This is a genomic window from Lapidilactobacillus achengensis (assembly GCF_003946655.1).
Classification (GTDB): domain Bacteria; phylum Bacillota; class Bacilli; order Lactobacillales; family Lactobacillaceae; genus Lapidilactobacillus; species Lapidilactobacillus achengensis.
This window is the reverse complement of sequence record NZ_RHOV01000010.1, coordinates 1-17988: the sequence shown is the minus strand read 5'-3', so window position 1 is coordinate 17988 and position 17988 is coordinate 1. Positions and strand designations below refer to the sequence as shown.

The following is a 17988-nucleotide window of genomic DNA, read 5'->3' as shown; positions in this document are numbered from 1 at the left end:
ATGAAAAGAAAACTCGCAATGGCAACGATTGCCTTACTAATTGCCAATTTTATGGGTGGCCTAGACGCCACCATTGTTAACACTGCACTACCAGTGATTATTAGCGACTTAAACGGCATCCGGCTCGTCGGTTGGGTCAGTTCCGTATTCTTATTAGGCACGGCAATCACAACCGTATTATGGGGTCGAATTGGTGAAACCATCGGTAACAAACGTGCCTTTCAGATTTCCACATTCTTATTTATCGGCAGCTCGGTCATCGCTGGATTATCCAATAGTATGGTTATGCTAATTGTCGCTCGAGCGGTAATGGGCATTGGGACGGGAGGTATGGTTTCAATTCCATTCATTATCTACGCGGATATTTATCCCAATGCTGCGCAGCGCGCACGGGCTTTAGGTTGGGTCACTGCGTCTTACACCCTTTCCACGGTGAGGGGTCCAATTATCGGTGGGTGGCTAGTTGATCAATTTACTTGGCACTGGATTTTCTTTATCAACTTGCCAATCGGAATCATCTCAATGTTGTTACTACAATGGGCTTATCAAGATACAAAACGTCAAAGAGAACGCCAAGCCTTTGATTATGCCGGCGCTGCGGTTCTTGCCCTCGCATTGATCCTGTTGTTGTTTGCAGGTGATGCGTTGGCTGTCAGTGTCTTGCGCGCGGTATTACTTTTACTTGCCGGCATCATTCTATTAGCCGCGTTTTGGCACGTTGAAGGCCGTGCAACCAATCCTTTGATTCCACACCAGTTAATCACGGCTTGGCCGGTTCAAGCGCAAAACCTGATCATGTTTTTAATCAATGGATTCTTTATCGGTTATAGCGTCTATGCTCCAATGTGGGCGCAAGGAATTCTGGGGACAAACGCAACGTTTGGCGGATTGACCCAGATTGCTGGTTCCCTGATGCTTTTGATTGGTACCCGCTTAACCGCGCATCTCATGACGAAGCTTGGATACAAAACCATTGTTCTGGTGGGGACAACCAGTTTGCTAATCTCTGCACTTGCCATGGTAATTGCAACCAAGAATGCCCCGTATTGGTGGTTGCTGATCAGTGGTGCTTTTGAAGGATTTGGTATGGGCTTGTCATTCACACCAATGCAAGTGTCCATTCAAGACGGGGTCGAAAAAGAACTTGTGAGTGTTTCGACCACGTTTGGCCTATTATTTCGAACGCTTGGGGAAACCTTCCTCGCCTCAATTTTCGGCGCTGTCCTCAGTTTAAGTACAACCCGTCAAGTGGCAACTGCCGGACACGGGATCACAACCAATATGATCAATCATCTGTCAGATTCGGCGACTGCTAAAGGTCTCGATCCAGCATTACTACCACAGTTGCGAACGATTCTATTCAATGGCATTCATACGATTATGATCATCGGTTTGGTATTGATCATCATTGCATTTCTGATCAACATTCGCCGTCGCGAGCCAAAACCTGCTGCACGCTAACAAAAGAAAGAAGGATTAACATGACAATTCCAAGCATTGAACTCAACAACGGTACACTGATTCCGCAAGTCGGACTAGGCGTGTATCAAATTTCAGGTGACGACAACACGCGACAAGCAGTATCGGCAGCCTTGAAGATGGGCTATCGACACATTGACACCGCCCACGCTTATCAAAATGAGCGCGGGGTTGGACAAGCTGTCGCCACAAGTGGCATCGAGCGCAAGGACATCTGGATCACCAGCAAGTTGTGGCCACATGAGTATGGCAAGGATTTAACGCAGATCGCGATTGACAAGATGTTGGATCGGCTTAACACACCATACCTCGACTTGTTATTGCTCCATCAACAAGTCGGTGATTACATGGGTGCCTGGCAAGCGATGGAAGCGGCTGTCCGGTCAGGTAAAGTGCGCGCCATCGGGTTGAGTAATTTCGATGGCGCTCGGCTTGACGAAGTACTCCGGCAAGCGACGATCAAACCAGCAATCATGCAAGTAGAACTGCACCCGTATTTTCAACAGAACGACTTGAAGGAAATTCTAGCCCCTTATGGAACAAAACTTGAATCATGGTACCCATTAGGGCATGGTGATCCGCAGTTATTGAACGAAACATTGTTTTCAGAATTGGCTAAGAAGTATCACAAGTCGAATGCACAAATTATCTTGCGCTGGCATACACAAGTCGGTCATATCGTCTTCCCTAAGACAACTAATCCGGCACATATGTCTGATAACATTGCCTTGTTTGATTTCGAATTAACCGACTTAGAAATGGCAAAAATTGCCGCGCTTGATTGCAATAAACGTTACTTCAACGTACCCTTGGAACAACAAGCCGCGCAGTTTATGGCCTGGCATCCAGAAGACTAGGAGGTATTTTATGAAACTACTTATTTTAGGTGCTTACGGGCAAATTGCTCGGATCGTTGAACATCGTATTCTATCGGGATCTGAATTTAATGACGTCGATTTGACGTTAGGATTACGCAATAGCCAGCGTCTTGCCGCATTGAATGATAATCCAAGGGTACGAATTATCGAGCTGGATCTTGAATCTGCTGAGGACGTGACAAGCGCAATGTCAGGACAGGATATGGTTTTTGTTGCTGATGTCGATCACGATGCTGATAATGCCAAAACTCGAAACGTCCTTAAAGCAATGAGGCAACACAATGTAAGTCGTGTTATTTCATCAAACATCCTGGGAATCTACGATGAAGTTCCTGGTGAATTTGGCCGGTGGAATCACGAATTCGTCAAAGCGGGGCTAAAATCAGCAAGAAATTCTGATCGCATGCTTTCAGAATCTGGTATGACCTATACGACTTTACGTATACCGTGGCTCAACGATCGTAATGAAATCAAATACACGATTACTCATCAAAATGAGCCTTACCTTGGCGTATCAGGTTCCCGCCAAAGCATTGCTGACGTGGTGCTCAAAATCGTTCGCGATCCATCATTTGTCGCAAACGAGAGTATTGGTATTGCTGACCCTACAACTCAAGGTGAGCCGCGTCCCGTTTATTAGCCGTATATTGGTCGCACAGTAACAAGCTGTGGTGTATGTGCCGACGCCGAGTAGCGCATGCCATGATACAGCGGCACTTATATAGTGTCTGTGAAAATGACACCTAGTCAAAATGATGGATTAATCGGAAATGTCCCATTTATTTCCGGTTACTATAAACCGCGCTAGGTTAGGATTCTACCCGGTGTTCGGGCATGATTTTTTTACTTTACTCCCCCCTGTTAGAGTACTGGGGGTATACGGCGACCGGCTGACGCCGGCCGCCGTTTGCTCGCGCTTGCGCCTTTCGCGTTGCACGGCGCGCGCGGCAAACGCGGGGACACAAAGAGCGATTACCACGGTCGTCAGTAATCGCTCAATCAATCTTCTTGGATGTTTTGCTGGCACAGAGCTGGCACACTCCATAGCAATTTCAGCATTTTTAGGCTCTCTCCATTGGCACAAGAATGCCGTTAAATCGCTATTCTTGCTTCAATCACAGGATAGGGTTGTTTTCACGTGGAACAATTCAAATTTATCCATTGACTTCGCTGTTCAAGGCTACTCATTCGCCGGCAAAGATGTTATAATTCTTTTGGGTGCCAAACCCTGAGAACAGAGACTGCTGGCGTCGCAAGACGTTTCGAAAACAGTCTTGTGTTCTCTTTTTTTGTTGGCGGGTCAAAATGGTTTTCGGTCGGCCAATCTGCTAAACTGGGGGCGGAGATGATATTATGAAGAATCCGCGTTGGTTGAGCGTTGTCTTGGTGATTGTCTACGCCCTAGTGGTGATTTGCTTGTTCATGGGCAAAAACATGTTATCCATGTATCTGATGGGCTTTGGGATGCTCGGCGAAGCTATCTATGGTTTAGTGACGAATTGGCACGATTCAGGCAAATGAACGCCCCAGCACCACCTGCGTTAATCAAAAGAGAGTGAATATCGCGCGACTGGCCGCCGCATGATGTTCACTCTCTTTTTTAAAATCGGGAAACAGAATTGCTCCTGGTTAGTTATCCCAGACGTGATTCAAAATCACAGTTTGTGTCCGATCGGGACCAACAGCGAAGGTTGCTAAATCCACGCCGGTCAGTTCGGCAATTCGGTGTAAATAGTTCTGCGCATTGACGGGCAGCTCAGCGAAGGTTTTAACCTGGGTGATGTCCTCTTGCCAGCCTGGAAGTTCTTCGTACACTGGTTGGCATTGAGCCAGTTCCGTCAAACTAGCGGGATAACGATCGATCGTGGCGCCATTCAATTGGTAAGCCACGCAAATCTTAACGGTGTCCAGGCCAGTTAACACATCAATCGAATTCAAGCAAAGATCGGTCAAGCCCGCGACACGTTTGGCGTGACGCACCACGACAGAATCGAACCAGCCGATCCGCCGTGGTCGCTTGGTGACAACGCCATACTCATGCCCAGCCTCACGGATGAAATGGCCGGTTTCGTCCAGCAATTCCGTTGGGAAAGGACCGTCGCCAACACGCGAGGTGTAAGCCTTGGCCACACCAACGACGCGATCGATCGTGGTTGGTCCGACGCCAGCGCCAGCACAAACACCGCCAGCAGGATTGGAAGAGGTCACGAATGGATAGGTGCCTTGATCCAGATCAAGCATGACACCCTGAGCGCCTTCAAACAAAACGTGCCCGTGCTTTTGCACCGTTTCGTCAATCAGCACCGAGGTGTCACAAACGTATTTGGCCAATTGTTGACCGTATTCATAAAACGGTTCGAAAATATCTTCGAATTTTAATGGTTCTTGATGGTAAATTTTGGTTAGAAGTTCGTTCTTGAGTGCTAAATTTTGTTGAAGTTTTTCGGCAAAAACATCTTTCTCTAGTAAGTCGGCCATCCGAATGCCAGAGCGCGTTGCTTTATCCGTGTAAGCCGGCCCGATGCCCCGATTCGTCGTGCCGATCTTCTCACTGCCGCGGTACTGTTCCAGCGCGTGATCTATGGCGATATGATATGGAAGAATCAGGTGGCAACGATTGGAGATACGCAAATTGGCCGTCGAAATTCCTTGTTCATGAACGCGCGCGATCTCACCCACCAACGATTCCGGATTGACAACAACGCCATTGCCTAAAACGGAAATTTTATCAGGATAAAGGATGCCTGAGGGAATCAACCGCAATTTGTAGACTTGACCCTGGGACTTGATTGTGTGACCAGCGTTGTCGCCGCCTTGGTAGCGCACGATCACATCAGCTTTCTGACTGAGGAAGTCGGTGATCTTGCCCTTACCCTCGTCACCCCACTGCGTTCCAACTACAATTACACCCGTCATGCTAGCAACTCCTCTTTTATCAACGTTAACAACAGAACATATATTATCATGTTTTCCAATGCTTTACAATGAAGAAATCAAACGTTGCGTGTACGATCATCTAAGTAAGCGTTTTATAGGCGAACAATCATTGGGCTAGAAGCAAATAGATTGACAAACTCACGAATTTCTTGAATCGTTCTTGCTACCGCCCGCGCCAACCGCATGTCGATAATATCGGTGCAAAAAAAGTGCTGCTTGGTCACGGCCACGCTAGTTTACTGGCAGACACCAGCAAACTCCCCTACAGACCACAGGCAACACTTACAACGGAATATTCAATTTTAGGGACGAGCGGATTTGTGCTCTCGAATCCACAATCTCACTTGAAAAATGTGGAAAATCACTGATTGCCAGGCGGTGAAAACGCACGATTATTTCCCGGGAAATAATCTAATTATCACCCCGGGGTGAAATCGAGGAGAACTTATTGTAGGACTTAATAAATAGTAAATTGACCGTTCCTCGAGCGCCGGCCCGGTTCTTCTCGACGATCACTTCAACAGGGCCGACATTTTGCTCATCATCATTGGCTGGTGCGGCTGGACCTGTTGGACCACCGTCACTGCCGTCTTCTTCGGCGCGGTAATAGTCATCCCGATACAGGAAAGCGACGATATCGGCATCCTGCTCGATTGAGCCCGATTCTCGAATATCTGAGAGCACCGGTCGTTTATCTTGGCGTTGTTCAACACCCCGCGATAACTGCGACAAGGCAATGACTGGCACGTGCAATTCCTTGGCCAGTTTCTTCAGCTGCCGGGAAATTGCGGAGACTTCTTGTTGCCGGTTCTCTTGACCAGAACCTTCGATCAATTGCAGATAATCGATCACGATCAAGCCTAGATTTTTCTGTTCTTGTTGCAGCCGTCGACTTTTCGCGCGGATCTCCGCCATTTTGACCCCGGGCGTGTCGTCAATGAAAATCTTCGCCTTTGCCAAACTACCCATGGCCACGACCAATTGTTGCCATTCTGAATCGTTCAGATTGCCAGTCCGCAGGTGATTGGCATCAATGCTACCTTCCGCGCAGATCATCCGGTTGACCAAAGATTCGGCGCCCATTTCCAAACTGAAAATCGCAATCGACGTATCCACATCGGAAGTGCCGATATTCTGGGCGATATTCAACGCGAACGCCGTTTTACCAACGCCGGGACGGGCGGCCAGAATGATCAACTCATCCTCATGGAGGCCAGCGGTAATGCGGTCCAGATCAGTGTAGCCAGTACTCAATCCAGTGATACTGCTATCGTTCTTGGTCAAGGCATCGATATGCGTCAGCGATTCGGTCAAGATATCACTGATTTGCTTGAAACCATTACGATTGCGGTTCTGACCAACATCAGAGATCGCCCGCTCGGCATCATCAAGGATCGTTGCGGCGTCGTCCTTTTGCTGAAAACTCTGACTAATGATCCGCGTGGAAGCACCGATCAGTTTACGTAGTTGGGATTTCTCTTCAACGATCTTGGCATAATAAACCACGTTCCGCGGTGTTGGGGTACCCACCGCCAACTCGCCCAAATAGGTGGCGCCACCAATATCATCGAGTTGATTATGGCTCTCCAATTCATTTCGCAAGGTAACGGTATCGATCTGTTCACCGCGATCATTGATCGCCACCATGGCCTGATAAATCAGCTGATTGGCATGACGATAGAAGTCTTCTGGGGTGAGATATTCCATTGCATCAATGATTGCTTCCGGCGCCAAGAAAATCGCACCTAACACGGCGGCCTCGGCCTCCGGATTGTTTGGTGGCACTTGGCTTAATAAATTGTTATCCATCATTACTCCTATCTACAACACGGTAGCACAACATGGCTGCTTGTTACCGTTGCTTCGCCTTGGCGTTTCTCGCTATTATTCTAGTAAATTTCTGATTTATTCTAGTAAAAAGGGACTGAGACAAAACAGTTGTTTTGTTACCAGTCCCAGTTTTTCAAACAAGGCCGGTCTGATCAGACTGGATCCTCATTTCACTTGTAGGTTATCTTGCCGATTTGGACGTTCAAGTTAGCGTTATAACGTTATATCAGCAATTTTGCCACGACCTACGGACACGCTGCCGACGTTATGTCGGTGTTATAACGTGTGCGATGTCGCGACCTGTTATTCCGCGGTAATGTGCACCCGGATCTTGGCGTTGACACCGTTGAATAATTTAACCGGCACATTGGTATAACCTAAACTCTTGATCGGTTCAGCAAGTTGCAGCCGGCGCTTGTCAATCTTGATGTCAAACTGAGCGGCCAACGCCTCAACAATTTGTTTGCTGGGCACGGAGCCGAATAAGCGACTGTCAGAGCCCGCCTTAGAATGGATCGCCACCACGGTTTCATCGGCTTCCAAACGTGCCTTGACCGCAATGGCCGCGGCTTTATCATTGGCGATTTGCTTGGCCTCAGCCTTTTGTTGGCCTTTTAATTGGCTAACGGCGTTCTTGGTCGCTTCTTTCGCGGCCCCGTTCTTGAAGAGGAAGTTGCGAGCATAGCCGTCGGGTACCTCTTTGATATCCCCACGTTTGCCTTTGCCGCGAACATCTTTGAGAAAAATAACTTTCATGCGAAAAGCCTCCTTGTCTACCTAAAAATACTAACTGATTTGCGCAAAAAATGCGACCTTTTCTAACGGAAAGTCGAAATATCGCGATCAAGCTTGGCGAAAATAGCTCGCCCCGACCGCGTGGAACTTGGCGGAAATACTGGGACTCACTGGAAATTGTCAGAAATTCACGGCCATTGCTGGCGATTTACAGTCATTGCTAGCAATTTCTAGCGATTCACAGTCATTTCTTGCAAATTTCTTGTGATTGGCGTCCATTACTGCAATTTCTACCCATTTCCAGTAATGGCGCCAGGTCCAGTGCTCCAGTGGCGCCAATGACTGCTACGCGTCTGTGTCGTCGGCGTTGAGGATTTCGAGCAGTTGCTTGCGCGCTTGGGCGACTGAGGTCCCTTTGATTTGGGTGGCGGCATTGGATAAGTGACCACCACCGCCCATTTTCTCCATGATGATTTGGACATTGACATCGCCAATACTGCGGGCGGAGATGCCCACCATGTCATCCAGGCGGCGGCAGATCACAAAGGAGGCGTCGATGCCGGATAGGTTCAGCATGGTGTCCGCTGCCTGCGCGGCCAAAACAGGATCATAGGTTTGATCTTCTTCACCATTCGCCACGGCAATATTGGGTTTGACCATTTCCATCGAATCGATCAAATGGTTCCGTTGGATAAAGTCGTTGGGACTTTCCTTCAGCAGGCGCTGGACCATGCCATTGTCGGCGCCGACGGAACGCAGGTAACTAGCGGCGTCAAAGGTCCGCGTGCCCGTGCGTTGGGCAAAGGAGCGGGTATCGACGGAAATACCGGCCAGCATGGCGGTCGCTTCGATTTTGTTCAACGGTTCGGCGTCGGTTGGCTGGTATTCGAAGATCTCGGCGATCAACTCACAGGTGGAGCTGGCATAAGGTTCAATGTAGGTCAACATTGGATTCTCCGGGAACTCTTCGCCTCGGCGGTGATGATCGATAATGACCACGCGCTGCTCCAATTTGTGATACAGCTCCGGACTGATCGAGATCGACGGCTTCGAATGGTCAACCAGGATCAGCATACTTTTCGGCGTGGCCAACTCGACGGCTTGTTCTGGCGTGACAATGCACTTGACCAAGTCAGGATAGCGACTGATTTCCTTAACCAGGCGCTGCACGTCAGAATGGATCGAAGACTGGTCCAAAACCACGTGACATTTGACGTTGTTCATTTGCGCGATCCGGCGAATACCCAAGGAGGCGCCGATCGCGTCCATATCAGGATGGCTGTGACCCATGACGTAAATGTCATCAACTTGCGTAAATAGGCCTTGCAGCGCCTGACTGATCATCCGCGCCCGCACCCGCGTCCGCTTCTCCATTGGGTTAGTCTTGCCGCCATAGAAACGCGCTTGCTGGTCCTTGGCCCGCACCACCACTTGGTCGCCACCCCGGCCCAAGGCGAGATCCAGATTATTCTGGGAGGTGATCGCCAATTCGGCCAAATCATCGTTGCCATAGGCGAACCCAATGCTCAGCGTGATCGGGAAGTTCTGGGCGGACGTATCCTCGCGAATCCGGTCCAAAATTTGAAACTTGTTGGCCTCCGCCTTGCTCAGCGCTTTCGCGTACGCCAAAACAAAGAAATGATCTTCATCGACCCGTTTCAAGAACATTTCATAACGGTTGGCCCAGTTGCTCAACCGATTGGTCAAATAATTACTTAGATTAGAAACGCTTTGATCGTCCATGCTTTGGGTGATTTCGTCGTAATTATCAACGAAAATTTGGCCGATCACCACTTGCTGCTCCAAGAAACGCTGCTCGATCTTGGCCGAGTGCGTCACGTCCAGCAAATACAGCGCGCCCGCCTTCTCTTGCAGGGTGATCTCAAACTTATAATCGTCCCAGTCCACGATTCGATTGACTTCATCGCCTGGATGGCTGGTGATCAACTTGGCCAAATTGGCGTCCACTTCGGCGATTTTATGGCCGAGGACGGTCCGATCGCCTAAATATTTCTGCAGCGTCGGATTGACCCACTGGATCTCGTAATTTTTGTCAAACAGCATGATCCCGATCGGCATTTGAATCAACGCTTCTTGCTCACCACGCTTGATTCGATAAGACAGGTCGGAAACATAACGGTTGGTATTCTTTGATAAAACTTCAAATCCGTAAAAAATGACCCCCACTAGCAAAATAATCGCGACCAAGAACACGATCCCGAAAATCGGGTTCAAAATCATGGCCACAATACTGGCCGCGATGGCGATTCCCAAAACAGTTAGGGCAATCACCCGCAGTTGAACATCCGCGAAAAAAGTGGGGATGGCGATTTTTTTTCGTAAAAAACTAATCAGTTTCTTCATAGTACCCCTTCGTCGTTCGTTCTCCAAAAAGCTACTTACTCTTCCCATTTTAACATAAATTTAGTGATTCGGAAGCCACCCCAGCGCAAATGCCCACGGTCAACGCGAAAAATCCCCGGGCTGGCGCCGCCTGTTAACCACCAGCGACCGCGAATAGCCCCTTGGCCGGGAAAACGGCGGCAAAACTAAATTAGCCTTCCGAAATCATGACGATTTCAGAAGGCTAATCCAATTCAATTCACAAAATTAGTCAGCTGTTACGAATGGTAACAAGCCCATGATCCGTGCACGCTTGACAGCAACGGTCAACTTGCGCTGATTCTTTGCGCTAGTGCCAGTTACGCGGCGTGGTAAGATTTTACCTCGTTCTGAGATAAAACGTTTCAACAATTCTGTGTCTTTGTAATCGATATATTCGATGTGATTAGCAGCGATAAAATCGACTTTACGGCGACGACGGCCGCCACGACGTTGTTGAGCCATGTGAGTTCCTCCTCTCAAGCGTTAATTAAAACGGGTCCAAATTTAGAACGGTAGATCATCATCGGTGATTGACATTGGTTCACTGCTGTTCGCGAATGGATCATCAGTGGCATTGCTGTTACCGCTCTGCCCACCATTATTGTCTTTCCCCGGATTTGAGTTAAAAGCGTTATTATTGTTCGAATTGTTCTGGTTATAATTGTTGTTAAAGTTGCTACCACCATTGCTGGCGCCACCGTTATAGCCGCCGCCATTACTTTGGCTACCGCTATTATTACTGTGACCACCGGCCCCTTTAGGCTCCAATAGCGAGAAGTTATCCGCCACGACCTCAGTCACGTAAACACGTTGACCTTGTTGGTTTTCGTAATTACGCGTTTGGATCCGGCCTTGGATCCCAACTAAAGAACCTTTATGGGTGAAATTAGCAAAATTTTCAGCAGATTTTCGCCAGATGACGCATTGAATAAAATCGGCCTCATGTTCACCTTGGGCATTAGTAAAAGAGCGATTGATCGCCATCGTAAACGTACCAACAGCAATCCCGTTACCGGTGTAGCGCAACTCAACGTCCTTCGTTAGCCGGCCAACCAGTACCACGTTATTGATCATTTAAAAAGCCCCTTTCTGAACTCGTTTCGCAATTAATGATGTTTTAGTTCTTATCATCGCGTTTAACGATCATATGACGTAAAACGCTACCGTCGATCTTGGAAAGACGGTCGAATTCGTTGACTGACGCATCGTTGTCGGACTTCACATTGACAATGTGATAGATTCCTTCACGATAATCATTGATCTCGTAAGCTAAACGCCGCTTCGACCAATCTTTTGAGTCAACCAATTCTGCACCTTCGCTACCTAAAACGTCATCATAACGCTTGATCAAAGCAGCTTTCGCTTCTTCTTCAAGATCTGGCTTGATGATATAAGTAACTTCGTAAAAAGTTTGTGCCATGGTTTGTACACCTCCTTATGGACTATTGGTTCTTATCTACTAAGAACAAGGAGTAAGCAGCCCTGAAGACTACTCACAAGCTAACAGTTTATCATATTTGTGGCGGGGAAACAAGCGAGCAGCTGGGAATTATTCGATTTTTGGTCGGGGTTGCTTGAACGGACAAAAGTATTATGTCCGCGGCTGGCGCTGCGCGATGCGGCTATTGAAATATGACAACGCTTATTAAACGGGCTGCTCACTCCTTTCGACTCTTGACGCGGGTGGCAAAGTAATTCTGGGCACTTGGTACGAAGTGTTAAATGGTAAGTGTTAAATGGTAAATGGTAAAACTGAACGCTTATCAGAACTGTTAGTGCTAATGAGGACGTTGAGCTGGCTACATCATGAAATACGCAAGAAAGTGAACAATTTTTTTATTTTTGTCGAAAAAAAGCAGCGCTCAAAATTTGAGCGCTGCCGTAATCTGACTTCGGATTTTGAAAATTGCTTTTAAAGCTGTGCCCTGCCATTGGGCCATTCAGGAAAAACTAAGCCTGATCGTCGTCACCTTGATCGGGATCGGCGCTGGCGTCATCTCGTTCGGCGTCGTCTGGGTCGGTCAACGCGGCATCATCAGCTTCCGCGCGGTCTAGCAGGCGTCGGACATCGGAGGGCAGGTCTTGTCCTGGTGTGGCGATGTTGGCGTTATTGGCGGCGTCAGCGAGGTTGGTCGCGTCTGCTTGATCGGTCGTCGAATCGGTCGAATCGGTTTGACCAGCGTCAATGCCTTGTTCCCCGCCAGCCGCGGCTACCGCTGAGCTGGCGGTCGCGCCATCAGCTGTTGACCCGTTCGGATCGGTTGGCTTGGTTGCGCTTGGATCAGTAGGATCATCGTCGTCATCGTCTGGCGCGACCTTGGCCAACGCTGCGACTTTGGCGCCGTTGTCGACTTTGATCACGCGAACACCCATGGTGGCACGACCGGTTTGGGAAACTGCCTTGACTTCAAAACGAATCAGGACGCCTTCGTCGGTGATCAGCATGATATCTTCGCTGCCATCAACGACGGTCAACCCAACTAACGGCCCGTTTTTCTCGGTGATGTTGGCGGTCTTGATGCCTTTACCGCCGCGGCCTTTGATCGGATATTCGGCCACATTGGTCCGTTTGCCATAGCCGTTTTCAGAAATGACTAGGACTTCATGGTCCGGCGCCAGGATCGCGGAACCGACTACATAATCGCCTTCGCGCAGGCGGATCCCCCGCACACCGGCGGCGGTCCGTCCCATGGCCCGGACATCGGTTTCCCGGAAGGAGACCGCGTAGCCTAAATGCGTCCCAATGAAAATGTTCTGGTGATTGTCGGTCAAAAGCACATTACTCAGTGAGTCGCCGTCACGCAAGGTCAGCGCCCGCAAGCCATTGCTGCGGATATTGGCGAATTCCGCCACGCTGGTACGTTTAACGGTGCCCAGCCGGGTGATGAAGAAGAGGGAGTCCTCGGCATCCGCGTCGCGAACCTTGACCACGGTCTCGATCTTCTCACCAGTTTCGATCCCCAACAAGTTGATGATCGGCAACCCTTTGGCGGTCCGACCATATTCAGGAATCTCGTAACCCTTGGCCCGGTAGACTTTACCCACATCGGTAAAGAAGAGCAAGGTGTCATGGGTCGAAGTGAAGATCAATTGCTCGATAAAGTCGTCATCATGAACGTTCATGCCTTGGATCCCGCGGCCGCCCCGATTTTGGACCTTGAACTCATTGGCAGGCACGCGTTTAACGTAGCCGTTATGGCTCAAGACGATCATCACGTCTTCTTCGTCGATCAAGTCTTCGTCTTCGATACTTAATTCTTCGCCGACCAGCAATTCCGTCCGCCGATCATCGCCGAAGCGCCGTTGGATCTCCAACAACTCTTGATAAATGATTTCATCGATTCGTTCGGAACGCGCTAAAATATCTTTCAAATCGGCGATGGTTTTCATTAATTCTTGGTATTCAGCTTCGATCTTTTCCCGTTCCAAACCGGTCAAGCGCACCAACCGCATATCCAAGATCGCTTGGGATTGCTTGTCGCTTAAACCGTAACGGTCCATCATCGTATTTTTGGCCAATTCGCCGGTCTCAGAATCACGGATGATCTTGATGATCTCGTCAATATGATCCAGCGCGATCCGCAATCCTTCAAGAATATGGGCGCGGGCTTCGGCCTTCTTCAGGTCAAAAGCGGTCCGCCGCCGAATAACTTCTTCTTGATGAGCCAAATAATATTGCAGGATCTCTTTCAGACTCAACTGTTTCGGGGCGCCATTAACGATCGCCACCATGTTGAAGCCGAAAGTCGTTTGCATCGGCGTTAATTTGTACAGGTTGTTCAACACCACCGACGCGCTGGCATCCCGGCGCAAGTCGATCGAGATCCGCATCCCTTCACGGTCCGATTCGTCGGCTAGATCAATGATGCCATCAAGCCGCTTGTCCCGGGCCAATTCCGCGATCCGCTCAACCAACTTGGCCTTATTGACCATATAAGGAATCTCATGAACGATGATCCGTTCGCGGCCGTTTTTCAAGGTCTCGATCTCGGTCTTGGCCCGTAAAATAATCGTGCCCTTCCCCGTCTCGTAGGCCCGCCGGATCCCCGACTTGCCCAGAACCAAGCCCCCAGTAGGGAAATCAGGTCCTGGTAAAACTTCCATCAACTCAGCGGTGCTGGCGTCCGGGTTCTTCATCAAAAGGTGCAGGGCACTGATCACTTCCGCCAAATTATGGGGCGGGATATTGGTGGTCATCCCCACCGCGATCCCAGTAGCGCCATTGACTAGCAGGTTCGGGAAGCGGGCTGGTAACACCACAGGCTCCCGTTCAGTGCCATCATAGTTGGGCTGAAAATCGATCGTATCTTTATTGATGTCGCGCAACATTTCCAGAGCGATTTTGCTCATCCGCGCTTCGGTATAACGCATCGCCGCCGCGCCATCACCATCGACCGAGCCAAAGTTCCCGTGGCCGTCGACCAGCATGTAACGGTAGCTGAAATCTTGGGCCATCCGCACCATTGACTCGTAAATCGCCGAATCACCGTGGGGATGGTACTTACCCATGACATCGCCGACGATCCGGGCCGATTTCTTATAAGGCTTGTCCGGGGTCACACCCAGTTCGTTCATGCCATACAAGATCCGCCGATGCACCGGCTTCAAGCCATCGCGAACGTCAGGCAGGGCCCGCGCGACGATGACACTCATTGCATAATCCAAAAATGAATCCCGCATCGTTTTGGAAAGGTTGATCGTTTCGATGCGATGATCTTCAAATTCTGCCATTTACTCGCAAACTTCCCTTCTAGACATCCAAGTTCTTCGTATATTTCGCGTTATCTTCGATGAATTTACGCCGGGGCGCAACATCGTCACCCATCAACATTTGGAAAACCTCATCAGCTTCCGCGGCGTCAGTAACTTCGACCCGGTCCAAACGGCGGTTCTCCGGATTCATTGTGGTCTCCCACAACTGTTCCGCGTCCATTTCCCCTAAACCTTTATACCGTTGGATCGCTGGTTTCGGCGCCGCTGGCAAATGCCCCAAGACCTCTTCCAATTCTTCGTCGGAATCAATGTAACGCATGAATTTCCCTTGGCGCACCTGATATAGCGGTGGCTTGGCCACATAAACATAGCCAGCCTCCACGATCGGCCGCATATACCGATAAAAGAGCGTCAGTAATAACGTCCGAATATGGGCGCCATCCACGTCGGCATCGGTCATGATAATCAATTTGTGATAGCGCGCCTTGGCCACATCGAAATCGCCGCCAAAGCCAGTGCCCATGGCCGTAAATAAGGTCCGGATCTCTTCGTTGGCCAAAATCCGATCCATTGACGCTTTTTCCACGTTTAGAATCTTGCCTCGGATCGGTAAAATCGCTTGCGTCAACCGCGACCGCCCCTGCTTAGCGGAACCGCCGGCGGAATCCCCTTCGACAATGAACAATTCCGAGATATTCGGGTCCTTGCTGGTGTTATCCGCCAATTTACCTGGTAGATTACTGATCTCCAAGCCTGACTTCTTCCGCGTCACTTCCCGCGCGTGCTTGGCTGCCAAGCGCGCTTTGGAGGCCAATTGACCTTTTTCCACGATTTGTTTGGCGACGGTCGGATTTTCCATCAAGAACTTCATGAAGGTTTCGGAGAACATCCGATCGGTGACCGTCCGCGCGTCCGAGTTACCCAACTTCGTCTTGGTCTGACCCTCAAATTGGGGATCAGGATGCTTGATCGAAACCACGGCCGTCATCCCTTCCCGCACATCATCGCCGGAAAGATTGTCGTCGTTGTCCTTGATCAAGTTGGCTCGCTTACCATAATCGTTGATGATCCGCGTCAGCGCCGCTTTAAAGCCGGCCTCGTGGGTGCCACCTTCGTAGGTATGGATATTATTCGCGAACGTCAGCAGATTGGAATGGAAATCATCGGTATATTGCAACGCGACTTCCACCGTGATCCCGTCCTGTTCGCCTTCCACATAGATCGGCTCAGGGAAGAGCACCGTCTTCTTCTCGTTGAGATATTCAACGTAACTCTTGATCCCGCCAACATAATGATAGGTGATCCGTTCCGCCGTCGCCGCGCGTTTGTCGGTAAAGGTCAATTTCAACCCTTTATTCAAGAAAGCCAACTCGCGGATCCGCGTATTCAAGACATGATCGTCAAAAACCGTCGTCTCCGTGAAAATATCCGGATCAGGCAGAAAATGAACCTTGGTGCCATGTTCATGCGCCGCCGCGGTGCCAATGACCTTCATTTCGGTCCGCACCTTGCCGCGAACAAAATCCATGTAATAACGCTTGCCTTCACGAGTCACGGTCACGTCCAAAACGCTGGAAAGCGCGTTAACGACCGAGCCGCCGACCCCGTGCAACCCACCGGAGACTTTGTAGCCGCCACCGCCGAATTTACCACCGGCGTGCAGGATCGTGTAAACCGTCTCCAAAGCAGGCCGTCCCGTTTTCGGTTGGATATCCACCGGGATACCCCGGCCATTATCGGTGACGGTGATGCTATTGTCCGCTTCAACTTCCACATCGATCTGCGTGGCGAAACCGGCCAACGCCTCATCGATGCCGTTATCAATGATTTCCCAAACTAAATGGTGCAGACCTTGGCTACTGGTCGAGCCAATGTACATCCCCGGGCGTTTCCGCACGGCTTCCAGTCCTTCCAACACTTGGATCTGGCTGGCGTTGTATTCTTTCGCTTTTTCTTCCTTGGCCAAAACAGCTTCCGCAGACGGTGCCGCTGGTGTTGCGTCAGCCGTTGCAGGCGCGTCGGTTTCGTCGGCGATCAAGGGTTTGATGGTTGGTTCGGGTTCATTTGTTGGGTTTTGTTGATTTTTCTCTGAATCGTTCACAAAAATCCTCCTAACTGGTGGGTGCTTGGTTTGATGCGGTGTTTTTTATCTTTTTGTTTTTATCTATGATTTCTGTTGATTGTGCTGGATCTGGTTGCAGGGGGAAAGTGGGTGTTGCGCGTGAGCGCAACCGGCTGGGACTGCTGTTGCGGACTGGAACGTGGTGGGCATCGTTTGAAGCCAATCCGCAAAGGGCGCGGCTTGTCTTCAAATCGAGCCTTGTCCTAAGCGGCAAAGCCGCAAAGGACAATTTCACCACTGAGCCGCGCAGTCCCAGCCGGTTGCTGAACAGAATTGAGCTTATCTACAATCAAGATCAGCTATTTAGCGAAGTGCTTTTGCTAGTTATGCAAAATACCGCACTTTTTGGGTGGTCCGGCGATGCCAACAGTTGATTCGAGTCAATTTGTACTTTTACGCCGCTTGATTCACGGATAACATGTTTCGACTCGAACCGGTTGCTGGGCATAATTGAGCCGATCTGCAATCAAGTGGAGTATCGGACAAAGTGATTTTGCAAGATAGCGGTCAAATAATTCCCACTTTTTTGGTGGTCTGGCAACACCAACGGATTCGGATCAGGAGCTCGGGACATTTTGCGTGGGCTGAACATCTCTACTTGTTTCTTTAACAATCCACGGGTAGAAACCGACCGATTCAGTTGATTCATCCAGAACTAGGTCTGTTCATCAGATAGACTGCGCTGGTGTCACCAATTCAAGGATTGTGACCACGGTCGTCAAGTGCGGGGCTCCTCATCAATTGACGATAGCTTGCCAAATGGCGTGAGTGCTCAAACGGCTGTTATAACGTTGAGCGGCTGGAGCGGAGCGTGGCGTTGAAACGTGCTCCACACAACTGACTTCTGCGCTTAACTACGCCAGGCTTCCGGAGGCAAAGCCCAGCCTCCAAAATCCTGGCTAGGTTAAT

14 protein-coding genes are annotated in these 17988 nt (G+C 49.7%); 5 read left to right on the top strand and 9 right to left on the bottom strand.

Going from position 1 to position 17988, the window contains the following annotated elements:
• The 4 genes from EKM94_RS06930 (at nucleotide 1) to EKM94_RS12385 (ending at nucleotide 3878) form a co-directional block, all read left to right on the top strand.
• Complete coding sequence (locus EKM94_RS06930; protein ID WP_125599526.1) at nucleotides 1-1461, top strand: MFS transporter; 1461 nt, start codon at nucleotides 1-3, stop codon at nucleotides 1459-1461.
• 20 nt (nucleotides 1462-1481) lie between these two features.
• Nucleotides 1482-2336, top strand: a complete 855-nt coding sequence (locus EKM94_RS06925; RefSeq protein WP_125599523.1) for an aldo/keto reductase — start codon at nucleotides 1482-1484, stop codon at nucleotides 2334-2336.
• 10 nt (nucleotides 2337-2346) lie between these two features.
• On the top strand, nucleotides 2347-2997 hold the full coding sequence (locus tag EKM94_RS06920) for an NAD(P)H-binding protein (RefSeq protein WP_125599520.1): 651 nt from the start codon (nucleotides 2347-2349) through the stop codon (nucleotides 2995-2997).
• Between the two features lie 713 nt (nucleotides 2998-3710).
• A complete protein-coding gene (locus EKM94_RS12385; RefSeq protein ID WP_164511144.1) occupies nucleotides 3711-3878 on the top strand; it encodes a hypothetical protein in 168 nt (55 codons plus the stop codon).
• Between the two features lie 108 nt (nucleotides 3879-3986).
• Here EKM94_RS12385 and EKM94_RS06915 read toward each other — a convergent pair whose 3' ends face one another.
• The 9 genes from EKM94_RS06915 to gyrB all read right to left on the bottom strand — a co-directional run bounded on the left by EKM94_RS06915 (nucleotide 3987) and on the right by gyrB (nucleotide 16923).
• A complete protein-coding gene (locus EKM94_RS06915; protein WP_125599517.1) occupies nucleotides 3987-5273 on the bottom strand; it encodes an adenylosuccinate synthase in 1287 nt (428 codons plus the stop codon).
• A gap of 432 nt (nucleotides 5274-5705) precedes the next feature.
• Nucleotides 5706-7103, bottom strand: coding sequence for a replicative DNA helicase (gene dnaB / locus EKM94_RS06910; RefSeq protein WP_125599514.1), 1398 nt, complete (start codon nucleotides 7101-7103; stop codon nucleotides 5706-5708).
• 324 nt (nucleotides 7104-7427) lie between these two features.
• Entirely contained in the window at nucleotides 7428-7880 is a 453-nt protein-coding gene (gene rplI, locus EKM94_RS06905) for a 50S ribosomal protein L9 (RefSeq protein ID WP_125599511.1), read from the bottom strand.
• 324 nt (nucleotides 7881-8204) lie between these two features.
• Nucleotides 8205-10223: a DHH family phosphoesterase gene (locus EKM94_RS06900; RefSeq protein ID WP_125599508.1), complete on the bottom strand. Its 2019-nt coding sequence runs from the start codon at nucleotides 10221-10223 to the stop codon at nucleotides 8205-8207.
• 246 nt (nucleotides 10224-10469) lie between these two features.
• Nucleotides 10470-10706, bottom strand: a complete 237-nt coding sequence (gene rpsR / locus EKM94_RS06895; RefSeq protein ID WP_125599505.1) for a 30S ribosomal protein S18 — start codon at nucleotides 10704-10706, stop codon at nucleotides 10470-10472.
• Between the two features lie 42 nt (nucleotides 10707-10748).
• Nucleotides 10749-11318 (bottom strand): single-stranded DNA-binding protein, encoded by a 570-nt coding sequence (gene ssb, locus EKM94_RS06890; RefSeq protein ID WP_125599503.1) that lies wholly within the window; start codon nucleotides 11316-11318, stop codon nucleotides 10749-10751.
• A 43-nt stretch (nucleotides 11319-11361) separates the two neighbouring features.
• Complete coding sequence (rpsF, locus tag EKM94_RS06885) at nucleotides 11362-11664, bottom strand: 30S ribosomal protein S6 (protein WP_125599500.1); 303 nt, start codon at nucleotides 11662-11664, stop codon at nucleotides 11362-11364.
• Nucleotides 11665-12194: 530 nt separating this feature from the next.
• Nucleotides 12195-14975, bottom strand: coding sequence for a DNA gyrase subunit A (gene gyrA, locus EKM94_RS06880; RefSeq protein WP_379861076.1), 2781 nt, complete (start codon nucleotides 14973-14975; stop codon nucleotides 12195-12197).
• Nucleotides 14976-14994: 19 nt separating this feature from the next.
• Nucleotides 14995-16923, bottom strand: a complete 1929-nt coding sequence (gyrB, locus tag EKM94_RS06875) for a DNA topoisomerase (ATP-hydrolyzing) subunit B (protein WP_125599696.1) — start codon at nucleotides 16921-16923, stop codon at nucleotides 14995-14997.
• A gap of 242 nt (nucleotides 16924-17165) precedes the next feature.
• On the opposite strand from gyrB, the gene EKM94_RS06870 reads away from it, so the two are divergent.
• Nucleotides 17166-17453 (top strand): hypothetical protein, encoded by a 288-nt coding sequence (locus EKM94_RS06870; RefSeq protein WP_125599497.1) that lies wholly within the window; start codon nucleotides 17166-17168, stop codon nucleotides 17451-17453.
• The last annotated feature ends 535 nt before the right edge of the window (nucleotides 17454-17988 follow it).

Bases quoted from the DNA above. Each gene is read 5' to 3' on its own strand.
- EKM94_RS06930 (WP_125599526.1), top strand. From the start codon at position 1: ATGAAAAGAAAACTCGCAATGGCAACGATTGCCTTACTAATTGCCAAT.
- EKM94_RS06925 (WP_125599523.1), top strand. From the start codon at position 1,482: ATGACAATTCCAAGCATTGAACTCAACAACGGTACACTGATTCCGCAA.
- EKM94_RS06920 (WP_125599520.1), top strand. From the start codon at position 2,347: ATGAAACTACTTATTTTAGGTGCTTACGGGCAAATTGCTCGGATCGTT.
- EKM94_RS12385 (WP_164511144.1), top strand. From the start codon at position 3,711: ATGAAGAATCCGCGTTGGTTGAGCGTTGTCTTGGTGATTGTCTACGCC.
- EKM94_RS06915 (WP_125599517.1), bottom strand. From the start codon at position 5,273: ATGACGGGTGTAATTGTAGTTGGAACGCAGTGGGGTGACGAGGGTAAG.
- dnaB (WP_125599514.1), bottom strand. From the start codon at position 7,103: ATGGATAACAATTTATTAAGCCAAGTGCCACCAAACAATCCGGAGGCC.
- rplI (WP_125599511.1), bottom strand. From the start codon at position 7,880: ATGAAAGTTATTTTTCTCAAAGATGTTCGCGGCAAAGGCAAACGTGGG.
- EKM94_RS06900 (WP_125599508.1), bottom strand. From the start codon at position 10,223: ATGAAGAAACTGATTAGTTTTTTACGAAAAAAAATCGCCATCCCCACT.
- rpsR (WP_125599505.1), bottom strand. From the start codon at position 10,706: ATGGCTCAACAACGTCGTGGCGGCCGTCGTCGCCGTAAAGTCGATTTT.
- ssb (WP_125599503.1), bottom strand. From the start codon at position 11,318: ATGATCAATAACGTGGTACTGGTTGGCCGGCTAACGAAGGACGTTGAG.
- rpsF (WP_125599500.1), bottom strand. From the start codon at position 11,664: ATGGCACAAACTTTTTACGAAGTTACTTATATCATCAAGCCAGATCTT.
- gyrA (WP_379861076.1), bottom strand. From the start codon at position 14,975: ATGGCAGAATTTGAAGATCATCGCATCGAAACGATCAACCTTTCCAAA.